Source organism: Breoghania sp. L-A4 (genome assembly GCF_003432385.1).
Taxonomy (GTDB): Bacteria; Pseudomonadota; Alphaproteobacteria; order Rhizobiales; family Stappiaceae; genus Breoghania.
In genome coordinates this window covers 4,330,969-4,345,849 of the sequence record NZ_CP031841.1, presented here as the reverse complement: position 1 = coordinate 4,345,849, position 14,881 = coordinate 4,330,969, and the positions used below count along the sequence as shown (strand labels likewise).

Genomic DNA, 14,881 nt, shown 5'->3' with positions numbered 1-14,881 from the left:
CGTTGGAGCGCGGCTAAATACCGCCCAGTCCGTCCGAGCCGACGAAGGCGATGCGTAGCATGTTGGTCGCGCCTGGTGTGCCGAAGGGCACGCCAGCGGTGATGATCACCCGCTGGCCGGGCTTGGAGAAGCTTTCGCGGAAGGCGATGCGGCAGGCGCGGTCGACCATATCGTCCTCGTCGTGCGCATCCTCGCTGACGACGCAATGCAGCCCCCAGCAGATCGCCAGCCGCCGGGCCGTGGCCAGAACCGGCGACAGCGCGATGATCGGTGTGCTGGGACGCTCCCGCGCCGCGCGCAGGCCCGTGGCGCCCGAGGACGTGTAGCAGATGATGGCGGCGAGATGCAGCGTTTCGGCGATCTGGCCGGCGGCGGCGGAAATCACGTCCGCGCCCGTGGCTTCGGGTTCGGTCCGCTGCGCGCGCATGATGTTGTTGTAGTTGGGGTCGCGCTCGACCTGTTCGGCGATGCGGTTCATCGTCTCGACCGCCTCGACCGGGAACTCGCCCGCGGCCGATTCGGCCGACAGCATGACCGCGTCCGCGCCCTCGAAGACGGCGGTGGCCACGTCGGACACTTCCGCACGTGTGGGAACCGGTGAATTGATCATGGATTCAAGCATCTGGGTGGCCACGACCACCGGCTTGCCGGCGCGCCGCGCCGCGCGCGTGAGCTGCTTCTGGATTCCGGGGACGGCCTCAAGCGGCATTTCGACGCCGAGATCGCCACGCGCCACCATGATGGCATCGGACAGCTCGATGATTTCCTCGAGGCGTTCAACCGCCTGCGGCTTTTCGATTTTCGCGAGAATGCCGGCGCGTCCGCGCGTGATCTTGCGCGCTTCGGCTAGATCCTCCGGCCGCTGGATGAATGACAGGGCGACCCAGTCGATCTCGTTGGTGGCCAGCGCGGCGTCCAGGTCCTTGCGGTCCTTTTCCGTCAGCGCGCCCAGCGCGAGCGTGCTGTCGGGAACGCTGACGCCTTTGCGCGCTGACAGCTTGCCGGACACTTCGACCCGGGTAACGGCGTAGTCCTTGCCGCATTCGGTGACGACGAGCTTGATCTTGCCGTCGTCGAGCAGCAGCCGGTGTCCGGGTTCGAGCGCGGCGAGAATTTCGGGGTGCGGCAGATAGACCCGCTCGGCGGTGCCGGGCGTATCGTCGGAATCCAGCGTAAACGTCGCGCCGATCTCCAGCTGGACGGATTTTTCCTTGAATGCTCCGACCCTGAGCTTGGGTCCCTGCAGGTCGCACAGGATGCCGATCGGGCGCTCGACGGCGGCCTCAACGGCGCGGATGCGCTTGATCAACTCGCGCATCAGGTCATGATCGGCATGACTCATGTTGATGCGGAACACATCCGTACCGGCGCGAAAAAGCTTTTCGATGGTGGCTTGGTCGGACGATGACGGGCCTAAGGTGGCGAGGATCTTGACCCGTCTGTTGCGTTTCATCGTCCGCCTGTTCCTTGCTGGACGGGTTCCGTCAACTGGACGGTCCAGCTACGTTGTTCACCCGTATCGATTTCAAAAAAGCCAGTTCTTTCATAGCCCCGGGCAACGCAGTCAGCAATACCCGCAATCGTAAACTCTTTTTCCCGCGTGCACATGAATGCGCGGCCGCCCCATTCGCCGCCCTGGTCATAGTCTATGGCGTAGATATAGTAAAAACGTGACGCCAGCTGTCCGGGGATCAGGGTCTCGCAGGAATTCGCGGGCAGGTTCCACCAGCCTTCCGTCGACCATTCGACCTTGGAGCGGTAGCCGACGGCGATGCCGACCTGGCTGTCGGTCTTGTTGCACAGCCGCAGTTCCGCGCTGGCCGGGCTGGCGAACAGGAAAGTGAGAAAAATGGTCGCGGGAATGATTGAACAAGCGAACGCTGTCGTTCGCTGCAAGGGGCGCGTCAGAGCGCATAGAGAGAGGCAAGTCGGTCTCATTGGACGGGCTATTTTCCGCAACTCTGTGTCTTGTTGTTATTGCTAATACGATTGTCTCTTGTCAACGATCACGCATCGGAAGTCGTTGACATTCGTATGGCTTGGACCGGGTGTCAGGAGTGCGTCGACCGCCCTGAAAAATCCGGTTGAATCGTTTCGCCCGAGAAATGCGGCGGCATCAAGGCCCAGCGCGTTGGCACGTACGAGGCAATCGGGTCCGACAATCGCCCCCGCCGGATCGTTCTCCGCCCCGCGTCCTCCATCTGTGCCGTCGGTGTCCGCGGCAAGCCCTGTGATCGCAGGATGGCCGTCCAGCGCCAGCGCCAGCGCCAGGGCATATTCCTGGTTCGGTCCGCCGTCGCCATCGCCTTGTATGGTCACTGTGGCCTCTCCACCGGACAACAGTACCACCTTGCGGCCCGCGTCGGAAAGCGCGCATGCCATACCCGCGTGCTCGGCCGCCAGATCGCGGGCTTCGCCCTCCAGCGCGTCGCCGAGCATCATCACCTCGTAACCCGCATCACGGGCCAGTGCGGCTGCCGCTTCCAGCGATGCCTGCGGCCGGGCGATCAAGGTGAATTGGGTGTTCTCAAAGGCAAGATCGCCGGGCTTGGGGCTTTCGTTGTCGGGATTGTTTAGGGCGTCGCGAATGAGCGCGGGCGTTGCTTCCAGACGCCGCTCGCAGATTGCGCGCGCATCAGCGAGCGTTGTCGTGTCGGGGACGGTGGGACCGGATGCGATCACGGCGGGATCGTCGCCGGGCACGTCCGAAATCGCCAGCGTCACCAGTCTTGCGGGGGCCACGGCGCGGGCGAGCCGGCCGCCCTTGATGCGCGAGAGGTGTTTGCGCACGGTGTTGATCTCGCCGATGGTCGCGCCCGAGCGCAACAGTGCGCTGGTCAGCGCCTGCTTGTCGGCGAGCGTCAGACCCTCCGCCGGGGCCACCCAATTGGCCGATCCGCCGCCTGACATCAGCACCACGACGAGATCGTCTTCGGTTGCATCCTGCGCCAGGGCGAGCGTCTCCAGCGTGGCGTCGACCCCGGCCTGATCGGGTACCGGATGCCCTGCCTCGACGATCCGCAGCGATGCCGTGGGGCGGGCGTAGCCGTGCCGCGTGACGGCCAGCCCGATGAGCCGGTCCGGGCCAAGCCCTAGGTCCTCGCGATAGTGCCGTTCCGCGACCTGCATCATTGCCCCGGCCGCCTTTCCCGCGGCCAGCAGGATGACGCGGCCCTTGAGCGGCGGTTCCGGCAGGTGCGGCGGCAGGCAGGTCTCGGCCTGGGCTGCCTTGATTGCCGCATCCAGCATGGCATGTGCGAGGCGGCTTTGCGCGGTGGAGAGTGCGGTGGATGTGTCGGTCATGGGCCCTGCGGAACTTGCCTTGAAGGTTGGCCGGGCTCGTCCCGGATGTGAATGTGTCTCAGCCGCTGCGCGGCCGCGCAACCCAGATACCGAGCAATATGGCGGCGCCGCCGGCGAATTGCATGTTGGTGAGGGCTTCGCTGAACACCAGCCAGCCGAGTATGGCGGCGGCGAGCGCCTCGAGAAAGATCACCAGCGAGGAGAACGCGGCCGAAAGATGTCCCAGCGCGAATGTCAGCATCCCCTGACCGCCGGCATGGCTGACAACTGCCAGGGTGATCAACGCCGCAACGCCGACCCAGCTCAGGGGCAGGAACATGGTTTCCATGATCAGGGCCGCGGCGACCAGCAGGACGGCGGTGACCATCGAAGAGCGGAACAGCACCAGCGCGGCGGGCGCGCGGCGCCTGGCCGTCCGGATGGCGAGAAAATAGGCGCCGAAGAACACCGAGGTGATGACGCCATATATGTCGCCATCAAGCCGTTCGGGGGCGATCGACAGGCTGGCGCCGATCAGCGCGCCCGCGCCGAGAATGCACAGACCCAGGCCCGCCACCATCATGCGGTTGACGGTCTCGCCGATGAAGATGCCCGAACCAAGGACGACCCAGACCGGCGCCATGGTGGCCAGCAAGGTCGCGTTGGCGACCGTGGTGTTGACGATGGAGAGATGCCAGAAGATCAGGTCGCCCGCGAAAAACACGCCCGCCAGCACGGTGGCCAGATCGAACGGCGTCTGCGCGGAAAGGGTTGCCCGGCCGGATCCGGCGGGAATGACCAGTCCCGGCGGCGCCATTTCCGGAGGCGCAGGACGGATCCTGCGGGTACGGCCCAGCTCGATGCGGCTCAGCAGCCACAAAAGCGGCAGTGCCAGCACGACACGGTAGGCCGCGCTGGTAAAGGGCCCCACCTCGGCGAAGCGCACGAATACCGGGGACGCGCCCATGGCGATCGCGCCGCCCACCAGCGCTGCGAAGGCGGCAATCGCGACGCCTGTATCGGGGCTTGCGGGACCTGTGATGCTCGGTCGGCTCATGCGGGCACAATCTTCGCGTGGAACGGGCTTGAGGGTGGACTGGGGAACCATTCGTATGGCAAGTGCAGACGCAGGTCACTAGGTTTGAAACCATGAACGACCCAAGCACACAGTTCCTTTCACAGCACGACAGGCCTCATGCACGCTCCCGCCGGTGATTTCCCTCCCTTCGTCGCCATCGAGGGCGACGTATCCCGAGGCCTGCTGATCATCTGCGATCACGCGAGCAACGCGATGCCCGCGGAGTATGGCACGCTGGGACTGCCGCAAAGCCAGCTGGAGCGGCACATCGGCTACGACATCGGTGTTGCGCCGCTTACCCGGCTGCTGGCCGAGCGGCTCGGCGTGCCGGCCGTGCTGTCGACGTTCTCTCGGCTGCTGATCGATCCCAATCGGGGCGAAGACGATCCGACGCTGCTGATGCGGCTGTCGGACGGCGCCATCATTCCGGGCAATGCGCGGGTGGGGGGGATGAACGCGAACGCAGGCTGCAGCGTTACTACCGGCCCTATCACGACCGGATTTCGCAGACCATCGACGCGATGATCGCCACCGGCCGTCCGCCGGCGGTCTTTTCCATTCACAGCTTCACGGCCAATTGGCGCGGCTGGCCGCGGCCCTGGCATGCCGGTGTGCTGTGGGACAAGGATCCGCGCATGAACCTGCCGTTGATCGAGGCCTTGCGGCGCGATCCGGCGCTCGTCGTGGGTGACAACGAGCCTTATGTTGGCGCTCTTAAAAACGACACCATGTACAAGCATGGAACGAGCCGCGGGCTGGCGCATTCGCTTCTGGAGGTGCGTCAGGACCTGATCGGCGATGCGCGGGGCGTGGCGGACTGGGCCGACCGGCTTGCGCCGATCCTGGAGGAACTGATGCAGCTTGCGGATATCAACCAGGTGCGCCACTTCGGCTCGACGACGGACTGAACACAGGGAAGGGCAGGAAATGGCTGAGATGGATGAGAAAACCGCCACCGAACTGGAAGCGGCCGCGTTCCGTCGGCTGCTTTCGCATCTTCGCGGACGCACCGACGTACAAAACATCGACATGATGAATCTGGCGGGCTTCTGCCGCAATTGCCTGTCCAACTGGTATCAGGACGCCGCGGCCGACCGCGGCCTGGAGTTGTCCAAGGCGGAAGTGCGCGAAATCGTCTACGGCATGCCTTACGAGGATTGGAAGGCGCAGCACCAGACCGAGGCCACGACCGAGCAAAAGGCCGCGTATTCGGCGAACAAGCCTGCTCATTGAAGCCACCGTTCCGGTTGATGTTCCCGTTATAGTCCACCGTAATTTGCGCCGCTATCCTTGACCGGGCGGCCTGTTTCCGGCACATAACCGACCCTGAATTCCATCGCATCGACAGAGCGTCGCGGCCTGCTGGGCGCAGCACGAACTGTCATTCCAGCATCGATCAGACTCTTGACGGCGCGCCGGATCCGGTTCGCCGCAGGCTGATCCACCAGACGAGGATCCGACATCATGGCTGATACGGGCGGAGTTTCTGCTTCCGGTGGCGTTGCCGCCGACCAGCTGCGCGCTTTCGTGGAGCGCATCGAGCGTCTCGAGGAAGAGAAGAAGGCCATTTCCGACGACATCAAGGATGTCTATGCGGAAGCCAAGGGCACGGGCTTTGACGTCAAGATCCTGCGCCAGGTCGTGCGCCTGCGCAAACAGGAGCCGCATGAGCGCGAGGAACAGGAAGCGATTCTCGATCTCTACCTGCACGCACTCGGCATGACGCCGGCCGCCAACGACGCTTGACGCGACGCGTCATCGCCATGAGCTGCAAACGGTCCGCATCGCGGGCCGTTCTTGTTTGCTCAGGCCAGGGTTTCCGCGAGGCGTTCCAGCCGTTGCGCGATGGAGTCGCGCTGCCGGGTCAACCCCTTGTAGGCGAGTTGATCGGCATCCAGCGCGAGCAGTTGCTGACGCAGGCCTTTGGCCAGCCGGGCGCCGTCGGGATGCGCGGCAAATGCGCTCAACGGGTCGTGGTGAATGCGGATGGTGAACAGGATGTCTGCGCTTTGGGGAAGTCTGCGCAGGGTCTGCCGTTCGACCCGCACGAAGAGTTCCTGATTACTGCCGGCCACCCGCGCATCGAGCGATTTGGGACTGGGGTGATGCAGCTCTCCGTCTCCGTAGAGCGACCAGTTGAGCCGCCATACCGGCGTGTCGATGTTGAGCGTCTCAAAGATCCGCGCCACGATGCGGCCCATGCGGGCATCGTTGAACCCCGGCACGTTGTCATGAATCGCCGGCATCTCCTGTCCGAATTTTTCCGCCAGTGACCAGGACGATGGAAAGCACAGAGCCGCGGCCGCCAGCCGGTACGCGTTCTCGCCCTTTCGCATGATCACCAGGTCTTCCTGCACCAGAAGGGCCGCTAGTTTCAGCGGCGCCTCGCTCCAGTCGTCTTTGCGGTATCTCGCGCCCGTTGGAATGACGCGGATGCTGTTGGTGTCGGCCTCATAGAGATGGGGAAACCGCCGGGGAAGATGGCAGAGCAGAAGCGCCAGCACTTCCCGCTGCGCCTCCACCGTATCCTCTTGAGCGCGAAACACGGCTGTCTCGTTCAGCGCAAAGAGCCGCTCCTTTTCCGCCAAGTGGGCGCCAAGCATGCCGTCCGGCTCGATCCAGTCCGCGAGATCGAGCGGCAAGAGGCCGACGGTGAACGGCTGCTTGAAGCCGTCATAGGGGTGTGGGCGAGTGACATGGGCTATTCTTGGCGGCCTTCACCGCGGCTTCGCAAGGACCACGCTCCGAAAGCCATGGAGCCAGGGAGGGTCCCTTTTCACAGCAGCGGATGGTCCCCTTGCTCCATATCTCCGGTTCCCCGCCGGGTGAGCGTCCCACGCGGGGAACCGGGTGGGACATTTTAGTCGTCCATCGCGTCCAATTCGTCGATCATGCGCTCGATGACCGACAGGCCCTTCTGCCAGAAGGCCGGATCGGTGGCGTCCAGGCCGAAGGGGGCGAGCAGCTCCGAGTGGTGCTTGGTGCCGCCGGCCTTCAAGAGCTCGAAATACTTGTCCTGGAAGCCGCTCTCGGCTTCCTCGTAGACGGCGTAAAGCGAGTTCACCAGGCAGTCGCCGAAGGCGTATGCGTAGACATAGAAGGGCGAATGGATGAAATGCGGGATGTACGTCCAGAACGTCTCGTAGCCCTCGTGCAGGCTGATGGCCGGACCGAGGCTCTCGCGCTGCACGTCCATCCAGATCTCGCCGAGCTGCTCGCTTGTCAATTCGCCGTTTCGGCGCTCCAGATGCACGTTGCGCTCAAACGTGTAGAAGGCGATCTGGCGGACCACGGTGTTGATCATGTCCTCCACCTTCGACGCCAGCATGATCTTGCGCCGGGCCGGATCGGTTGCGCCTTCGAGCAGCGACTTGAAGGTCAGCATCTCGCCGAACACGGACGCCGTCTCGGCGAGCGTCAGCGGCGTCGGAGCCATCAGTGCGCCGTTGGGCCCCGCGAGCACCTGATGCACGCCGTGGCCAAGCTCATGCGCCAGGGTCATGACGTCGCGCGTCTTGCCCTGGTAGTTGATCAGCACATAGGGGTGGGCACTGGGCACGGTGGGATGCGCGAAGGCGCCGGGGGCCTTGCCCGGACGCACCGGCGCGTCGATCCAGCCGCCGTCGAAGAAGCGCTGGGCGATCTCCGCCATCTCCGGCGAGAATTGGCCGTAGGCGTCGAGTACCGTCGATTTTGCCTCGCTCCAGGGGATCAAGCGCTTGTCGGCGGATGGCAGCGGCGCGTTGCGGTCCCAGTTGGGCAAGCTCTCCTGGCCGAGCCATTTGGCCTTCATCGCGTAATAGCGGTGCGACAGGCGCGGATAGGCCGCGCGCACGGCGTCGACCAGCGCGTCGACAACCTCACGCTCGACGCGGTTGGCGAGGTGGCGGCTGTCAGCCACATCCTCGAACCCGCGCCAGCGGTCGGAGATTTCCTTGTCCTTGGCCAGAGTGTTGGTGATCAGCGCGAAGGTGGAGAGGTTGTCCTTGAAGGTCCTGGCAAGTGCTTCCGAGGCCGCCTTGCGCTTGGCGCCGTCTGAATCCTGCAAGAGGTTCAGCGTCGCCTCGATGCCGAGCATCTCGCCGTCGATCTCGAATTTCTGCGATGAAATCGTTTCGTCGAAGAGCCGGTTCCAGGCACCGCGGCCGGTCACCGATTTCTCGTGGAAAAGCTGCTCCACGCGGTCCTCGAGCTGATAGGGGCGCTCCTTGCGGATGTCGTCGATCCACGGCTTGTAGTGCGCGAGCCGGTCATTCGCCAGCGCGCCTTCCAGAATGGCGTCCTCGATGCGGTTCAATTCGAGCCCGAAGAACAGCAGATGCGTGCTGGCCGTGGTGATCTGTTCCTGTACGTCGCCGTAGAACTTCTGCCGCGCGGGATCGGTCGTATTGCCGGAGTAGACGAGGCCGGCGAAGGAGATCAACCGCCCGAGCAACTCCTCGATTTTCTCATAAGCGACAATGGCCTCGGCAAGCTCCGCGCCGCCTGCGCGCGCATGCGCGTCCAGCGTGCCCTTGAACCGGGTCTCGAACGCCTTGCTGTCGGCCAGCGCCTTGTCGAGATCCGAACGCACGGCGGGGGCGTCCATCGCGTCGTAGAGATCGGTGAGATTCCATTCGGGCAGGGCGCCCAGATCCCTGGACGCGGCGGCGGGATCGGTGGCGGCAAATTTCATGCGGGGCTCAAAGATAGTGGTGTCGGTCGGGACCATGAATGGAAACTTCCGTGCAAGGGAGAATGGGAACGTCTGATGTGGGCGTCCGGGGTCTCGCCTTAAGGCGATGATCACGTGACGGCTGGTCGAAAGTGCGGCCCGGTAGCGCGCCGGTTGTGAGCAACATATTGGGTCGAAGGCACAAAGTGCAATCGGCGTGCGGGTTCTGCTCCGCGGTTCGAGCCGAGCCGATAAGCAGTTTCTTTACTCGCGCCCCGCATAATGCCCCGAAATGAGACAGTCGCCGAGCGTCGTTTCCCGGATGCGGAATGACGGGAACGCAAAATGCGCGCTGCGGCGGCGCAAGGGGAACCGCGTTTTATGAGTGGACGCATTCTGATCGTCGACGACGATCCGATCCAGCGCCGGTTGCTGGAAGAGGCCGTGAAGCGATTCGGCTATTCGGCCCGTGTGGTCGAGGATGGCGCGCAGGCGGTCGCGGTGATGACCGGGCCCGAAGGCAGCGACATGGATCTGGTCATCCTCGATCTGGTGATGCCGGAACTCGATGGCCATGCGGTGCTGGGCAAGATGCGCGAGAAGGGCATCGCCACGCCGGTGATCGTGCAGACGGCGCAGGCCGGCATCGACACGGTGGTCGGCGCCATGCGGGCCGGCGCGCAGGATTTCGTGGTCAAGCCGGTCAGTCCCGAACGGCTCGAAGTATCCATTCGAAACGTTCTGAAGGTCTCCGCGCTTCAGGATGAAATCACCCGTATCCGCAAGTCGGCGGCTGGAACGCTGACATTCGACGACATCATTACCCGCTCGCCCGCGATGGAACGCGTGCTGCGGCTCGGCGACCGCGCGGCATCCTCCAACATCCCGATTCTCATCGAAGGCGAATCAGGTGTCGGCAAGGAACTGATCGCGCGGGCCATCCAGGGCTCCGGCGATCGCGCCTCAAAGCCCTTCGTGACCGTCAACTGCGGCGCGATTCCGGAAAATCTCGTGGAATCGATCCTCTTCGGTCACGAGAAGGGGGCGTTCACGGGCGCCACCGAAAAGCACGTCGGCAAGTTCCAGGAAGCTCACGGCGGCACGCTGTTTCTCGACGAGGTCGGCGAACTGCCACTCGACGTTCAGGTGAAACTCCTGCGTGCGCTCCAGGAGAGTGAAATCGACCCCGTCGGCGCGCGGCGTCCGGTGCGTATCGATTTCCGGATGATCTCCGCCACCAATCGCAGGCTGCTCGATCTGGTCAAGGAAGGCCGCTTTCGCGAGGATCTCTACTACCGGCTCAACGTGTTTCCGATCTGGATTCCGCCGCTGCGCGACCGGCTCGAGGACATTCCGGATTTGGCGCGGCACTTCCTTGCCCGATTCGCGGCGGAGGAGAACAAGCCGCAGGTGGCGTCGATCGCGCCGGAAACCATCGCATTGCTGCAGTCCTTCGACTGGCCGGGCAACATCCGTCAATTGGAGAACGCCGTCTTCCGCGCCGTGGTGCTGTGCGACGATACCTATCTGCAGCCGGAGGATTTCCCGCAGATTCAGGCCATGCGCGGCTCTGGCGGCGCGGGCGCGATCCCGGCTGGCGCTCCCGGCGGCTACAGCGGCGGCGACATGATCGGTGTCGCGGCCCCCAGGCCGTCCGTTCAGGCGGGTACCGGTGAGTCCGCCGACGCACCGGGAGAGGCATACAAGGGCCATGGCGATCTGGCGCAAGGCGGTTTCGCGGGCGTCGCGGAAGGCGTTGCTCCCTTCGGTTTCATGCGCGCGCTGGACGACACCGGCCACGTCAAGACGCTGGAAGCGGTCGAGCGCGACATGATCGTCACCGCGATCGATCACTACGGCGGACGCATGGCGGAAGTCGCGCGCAGGCTCGATATCGGCCGGTCGACGCTCTACCGCAAGCTCAAGGACTACGGTCTCGATGGTTCGTCCGATCAGGCCGCCTCGGAGTTGGATGAGATCGCCGCACGAGCGTCGCGGTAGCATTGTAATAATGAAGTGATGGCGTTTGGTGCTGAACCGGATTGCCGGCAGCACCGGCTTCATCGTATCGATCGCCGATCCGTGCCCCACGGGTCGTGCAAATAGTCGCAGGGCGTCGGGCCTTGGTTTGGGACAGGACAACGAGTGATGATGCGTTCGCTGGGTGTTGCAGGTTTCTCGTTGGCGTTTTCGGTTGTTGTGGGCGGCGTGGCGGCGGTGCCGTCATGGGCGGCGGTTCACGACGACCCCGCCATCATCGTGATGCCGGCGGCGGATGGCGCTGCGCCGGGCGAACAACCCGCAGCGGGTCCGGATGGGCTGCCGGCCGCGTCACCCGCCGTGGAGCCGGCTGTTGAGACCGGTGCGCTGCTGGACCCGGTTTCCCTGGCGCTGCGTGACCTGCTCGAGACAACCGGGGATTCCGGTCGCGGCGATCTGGCCGCGGTCGCGGAGTTCTATCTCGAGCGCGAATGGGTGCCTGCCTGGACTCTGGACGGCCGGTTGAGCGCCGCGGCCCTCGCCGTGATCGAGCGGCTGCGCCACGCCGATGAGGAGGGCTTGGATCCCGACGCCTACCCGATCCCTTCCGCGCATCTCGGCGACGGGCTGCCTTCCACGCCGATCCTGCTCGCGGAGGCGGAAATCGAGCTGTCGCGCTCGGTCGCAGCCTATGCCCGACACGCCATGGGCGGCCGCATCGCGCCGTCGTCAATCTCCGGCTATTTCGATCTGTCGCCTCCGCAGCTCGATCCCGTCGAGGCGCTCGATACGATCGTCAGCGCCGAGAACCCGGCCGTCGCCCTGATCGGCTTCAATCCGCAACATGACGGTTATCGGCGCCTGAAGGCCGAACTGGCACGGCTGCGTGCACTTCCCGATCAAGTCGAGCGTCCGGTGGCGCTTCCCGAAGGACCGCTTCTCAAACTTGGATCCCGAGATTCGCGGGTGGAAATCCTGCGCAAACGGCTGAATGTGGCCGCGCCTGAATTCGACGCGGATGTCTTCGATGCGGAGGTGCAGGCCGCGGTCTCCGATTTTCAGCGTACGAACCAGCTGTACGTCGATGGCATGGTCGGCCCGCGCACGCGGGCGGCGATCAACGGCGGCGACGAAGGCAATCCGGTTGCCGACGTGATCGCCAACATGGAGCGGTGGCGGTGGATGCCGCGCGATCTCGGCCGCTACTATGTTCAGGTGAATATCCCGGAATTCATGGTCCGGCTCATCCGGGACGGCGCGGTGTATCACGAGACCCGCGTGGTCGTCGGCAAACGCAGCAACCAGACGCCGATCTTTTCCGACGAGATGGAGCATGTCATCGTCAATCCCTATTGGAACGTGCCGCGGTCGATCGCGTCGAAGGAAATGCTGCCGCGCATTCAGCAAGATCCCGTCTCGTTCTTCGCGCGTTCGGGATACGAGGTGTTGTCGCGTGGCCGCCAGGTGCATCCGCTGGACGTGAACTGGTGGAACGGCAGCCTGAGCTCCGTTCGGATCCGCCAAAGACCGGGTGCCGGCAATGCGCTCGGGCGCATCAAGTTCATGTTTCCGAATCGCCACTCGGTCTATCTGCACGACACGCCAAGCAAGAGCCTGTTCAACCGATCCGTCCGGGCGTTTTCCCATGGATGCGTGCGGGTGTTTGAACCGATGAAATTTGCCGATGCGCTGCTTGTCGAGGAGAACGACTGGGATGCGCAGCGTCTGACGCGGCTGTTTGGCGGACGCTCGCGGCAGGTGAACCTGACCCGGCATATCCCCGTTCACATCACCTATTTCACCGCCTGGGTGGATGATGCCGGTGTGCTGCAGCGGCGCTCCGATATCTACGGACATCATCAAAAGCTCATCAAGGCCTTGGGCCTAGATGATGATGCGTAGGTAAAAACGCTTTGATTTCTGTTGCTTGTAGGGCACGATTTTCTCGCATTGAAAAATACGGTAAATACTTCTTAACTTGCCGTGCCGTATTTTAGTCACCCTTGGGGGTGTAGTGATGCCGCGGCATCGGGTCAGTCTAAACAACTGGCCTGGCCGCGTGCGGTGAATTGCGAGACACGATTTGAGCGTTTCCCTACCCCGGTCGCTTCGAAACATCGGATGCGTGATCAAGGCTGGCGTGCGCGCTGCGGCCTGCTTGCGCTCCCTCGCCGTCGTGGCGGCAGGCGCGATTGTGTTGTCGGCGGCGTATGCGGGAGCCGCGGAGGCTTCATCGCGCGCCCTGAGGCTCTACAACACGCACACCGGCGAACGCGCCGAGATCACCTTCAAGAAGAACGGCCGATTCGTGGACGGCGGTCTGCGCGAACTCAATCAGTTCCTGCGCGACTGGCGCCGCAATGAACCGACCAAGATGGACCCGGAGCTCTTTGATCTGATCTGGGACGTCTACCAGAAGTCGGGCTCCAAGGATTATATCCACGTTGTCTCGGGTTACCGTTCTCCGGCGACGAACAACATGCTGCGCGGCCGGTCGCGCGGCGTCGCCAAGTTCAGCCAGCACATGCGCGGCAAGGCGATGGATTTCTTCCTTCCCGACGTCAGCATCTCAACCCTGCGCAAGCTCGGCCTGCAAAAGGAGATCGGCGGCGTCGGCTACTATCCGAAATCGAATTCGCCGTTTGTGCATATGGACACCGGCAGCGTGCGCCATTGGCCGCGTATGACCCGCAAGCAACTGGCGAGCGTGTTTCCTGACGGCAAGACGGTGCATGTACCTTCCGACGGCAAGCCGATGCCGGGCTACAAGCAGGCGCAGGCGGCCTTGAAGCGGCGCGAACGCGATGGCGGCCAGCAGATCGTTGTGGCGTCCGCGGCACCGACGCCGACTGCGCGCATTCGCGGCGGCGACAACCAGGCCATCCGCCCCGTTCCGGTGAGTCGCTCGAACACGGGCAAGGGCTTCATTGCGTCGCTGTTCTCGGGGAATTCCTCAAACGACGGCCCGACGCCGCCCGCGGCGCTGGGCCGCGCGCCCGGCGCGATCGCGGCCGTGGTGCCGACGAGCATCCGTCCGCCGCAGAAACCGGATGATCTTCCGGGCGTGAGCGGCGACGATGAGCCGGAAGAAGCGCCTGTTGAAGCCAACGAGTCCTCGGCCGAGGAAGTGCCGATTCTGGTTGCCGCGCTGCCGCTCGCCAAGCCGCGCCCAATCGCAGCCGAGCCGACCGTTTTGGCGGCGCTGCCAATGCCCGCGCCATCCAATCCGCATGATGCGATATCCGCGCTAACCGATGCCGAGACGCCGCGGGCCGCCAAGCCCGACACCATCGCGCCCGGCGCCGCGCTCGCCTATGCGTCCGCCATTCCGCGCCCACTGCCGCCGACGTTCTCCGGCGCCCGCGCGGCCGACGACAAGCCGGCAAAGCAGCCGATTGTCCTGGCCAGCCTCCAGGGCACACGAACGGATGAGACGGAACTGCGCGCCTTTTCGCCGCCGCGCCGTTCCGCAGACGATCTGCCGCAGCCGTCCATCACGGGAAGCTTCCCGCGCGGGCGGATCCGTTCGCGCGATTCGCGGCTCTGCCGGGTGGCGACGAGCCGCGTCTGTTGTCGGGCGAGAGCACCACGCGGACGCAGGCGTTTGCCGATCTCCGGCATCCCGATCAGCGCCGTCTGACCGCATTGATCGGACGGCCTGCGCGGATTCTGCTCGCACGCTTTGACCATGACGTCTATGGCGCGCTCCGTACGGATCAGTTCATGGGTCCCGCCGTGGTGTCGCTGCCGACGGCCTCGGCCGAATAATCCTTCCCATAGAGCATCTCTGCTCCGCCCGGTGCGGCTTGCGGGCGCGCGTCTGGCTCTGGTTTTCCGATCAGATCAGCCTATCTTCGAAGCGCGCTTCGCGAGCAACCCGACGCGCA

At 64.3% G+C, this 14,881-nt stretch carries 11 protein-coding genes and 1 pseudogene; 6 read left to right on the top strand and 6 right to left on the bottom strand.

Annotation, left to right across the window (positions count from 1 at the left end):
• Nucleotides 1-13: 13 nt before the first annotated feature.
• From pyk to D1F64_RS19875, 4 genes are all read right to left on the bottom strand, one after another.
• A complete protein-coding gene (pyk, locus tag D1F64_RS19890) occupies nucleotides 14-1,453 on the bottom strand; it encodes a pyruvate kinase (RefSeq protein ID WP_117413843.1) in 1,440 nt (479 codons plus the stop codon).
• Nucleotides 1,450-1,866, bottom strand: coding sequence for a DUF1036 domain-containing protein (locus D1F64_RS19885; protein WP_248304810.1), 417 nt, complete (start codon nucleotides 1,864-1,866; stop codon nucleotides 1,450-1,452). Before D1F64_RS19885 ends, pyk begins: the two co-directional genes overlap by 4 nt.
• 114 nt (nucleotides 1,867-1,980) lie before the next feature.
• Nucleotides 1,981-3,303 carry a glycerate kinase gene (locus D1F64_RS19880; protein ID WP_117413841.1) on the bottom strand — a complete coding sequence of 441 codons (1,323 nt, stop codon included), beginning with the start codon at nucleotides 3,301-3,303 and terminating at the stop codon, nucleotides 1,981-1,983.
• Nucleotides 3,304-3,361: 58 nt separating this feature from the next.
• Nucleotides 3,362-4,339 carry a DMT family transporter gene (locus D1F64_RS19875; RefSeq protein ID WP_117413840.1) on the bottom strand — a complete coding sequence of 326 codons (978 nt, stop codon included), beginning with the start codon at nucleotides 4,337-4,339 and terminating at the stop codon, nucleotides 3,362-3,364.
• A 138-nt stretch (nucleotides 4,340-4,477) separates the two neighbouring features.
• On the opposite strand from D1F64_RS19875, the pseudogene D1F64_RS19870 reads away from it, so the two are divergent.
• The 3 genes and pseudogenes from D1F64_RS19870 to D1F64_RS19860 all read left to right on the top strand — a co-directional run bounded on the left by D1F64_RS19870 (nucleotide 4,478) and on the right by D1F64_RS19860 (nucleotide 6,106).
• A pseudogene (locus D1F64_RS19870) lies at nucleotides 4,478-5,268 on the top strand (N-formylglutamate amidohydrolase).
• Between the two features lie 19 nt (nucleotides 5,269-5,287).
• Nucleotides 5,288-5,593, top strand: coding sequence for a DUF1244 domain-containing protein (locus D1F64_RS19865; protein ID WP_117413839.1), 306 nt, complete (start codon nucleotides 5,288-5,290; stop codon nucleotides 5,591-5,593).
• Between the two features lie 231 nt (nucleotides 5,594-5,824).
• Nucleotides 5,825-6,106 (top strand): DUF2312 domain-containing protein, encoded by a 282-nt coding sequence (locus D1F64_RS19860; RefSeq protein ID WP_117413838.1) that lies wholly within the window; start codon nucleotides 5,825-5,827, stop codon nucleotides 6,104-6,106.
• A 59-nt stretch (nucleotides 6,107-6,165) separates the two neighbouring features.
• Here D1F64_RS19860 and D1F64_RS19855 read toward each other — a convergent pair whose 3' ends face one another.
• Nucleotides 6,166-7,002 (bottom strand): DUF3445 domain-containing protein, encoded by an 837-nt coding sequence (locus D1F64_RS19855; RefSeq protein ID WP_248304522.1) that lies wholly within the window; start codon nucleotides 7,000-7,002, stop codon nucleotides 6,166-6,168.
• Nucleotides 7,003-7,220: 218 nt separating this feature from the next.
• Nucleotides 7,221-9,035 carry a M3 family oligoendopeptidase gene (locus D1F64_RS19850; protein ID WP_117414737.1) on the bottom strand — a complete coding sequence of 605 codons (1,815 nt, stop codon included), beginning with the start codon at nucleotides 9,033-9,035 and terminating at the stop codon, nucleotides 7,221-7,223.
• 360 nt (nucleotides 9,036-9,395) lie between these two features.
• Between D1F64_RS19850 and D1F64_RS19845 the strand changes: the two genes are divergently transcribed.
• From D1F64_RS19845 to D1F64_RS19835, 3 genes are all read left to right on the top strand, one after another.
• Nucleotides 9,396-11,015 (top strand): sigma-54 dependent transcriptional regulator, encoded by a 1,620-nt coding sequence (locus tag D1F64_RS19845; RefSeq protein WP_117413836.1) that lies wholly within the window; start codon nucleotides 9,396-9,398, stop codon nucleotides 11,013-11,015.
• A gap of 147 nt (nucleotides 11,016-11,162) precedes the next feature.
• Entirely contained in the window at nucleotides 11,163-12,896 is a 1,734-nt protein-coding gene (locus D1F64_RS19840) for a L,D-transpeptidase family protein (protein WP_117413835.1), read from the top strand.
• A gap of 223 nt (nucleotides 12,897-13,119) precedes the next feature.
• Nucleotides 13,120-14,634: a DUF882 domain-containing protein gene (locus D1F64_RS19835; protein WP_248304521.1), complete on the top strand. Its 1,515-nt coding sequence runs from the start codon at nucleotides 13,120-13,122 to the stop codon at nucleotides 14,632-14,634.
• Nucleotides 14,635-14,881 lie beyond the last annotated feature (247 nt).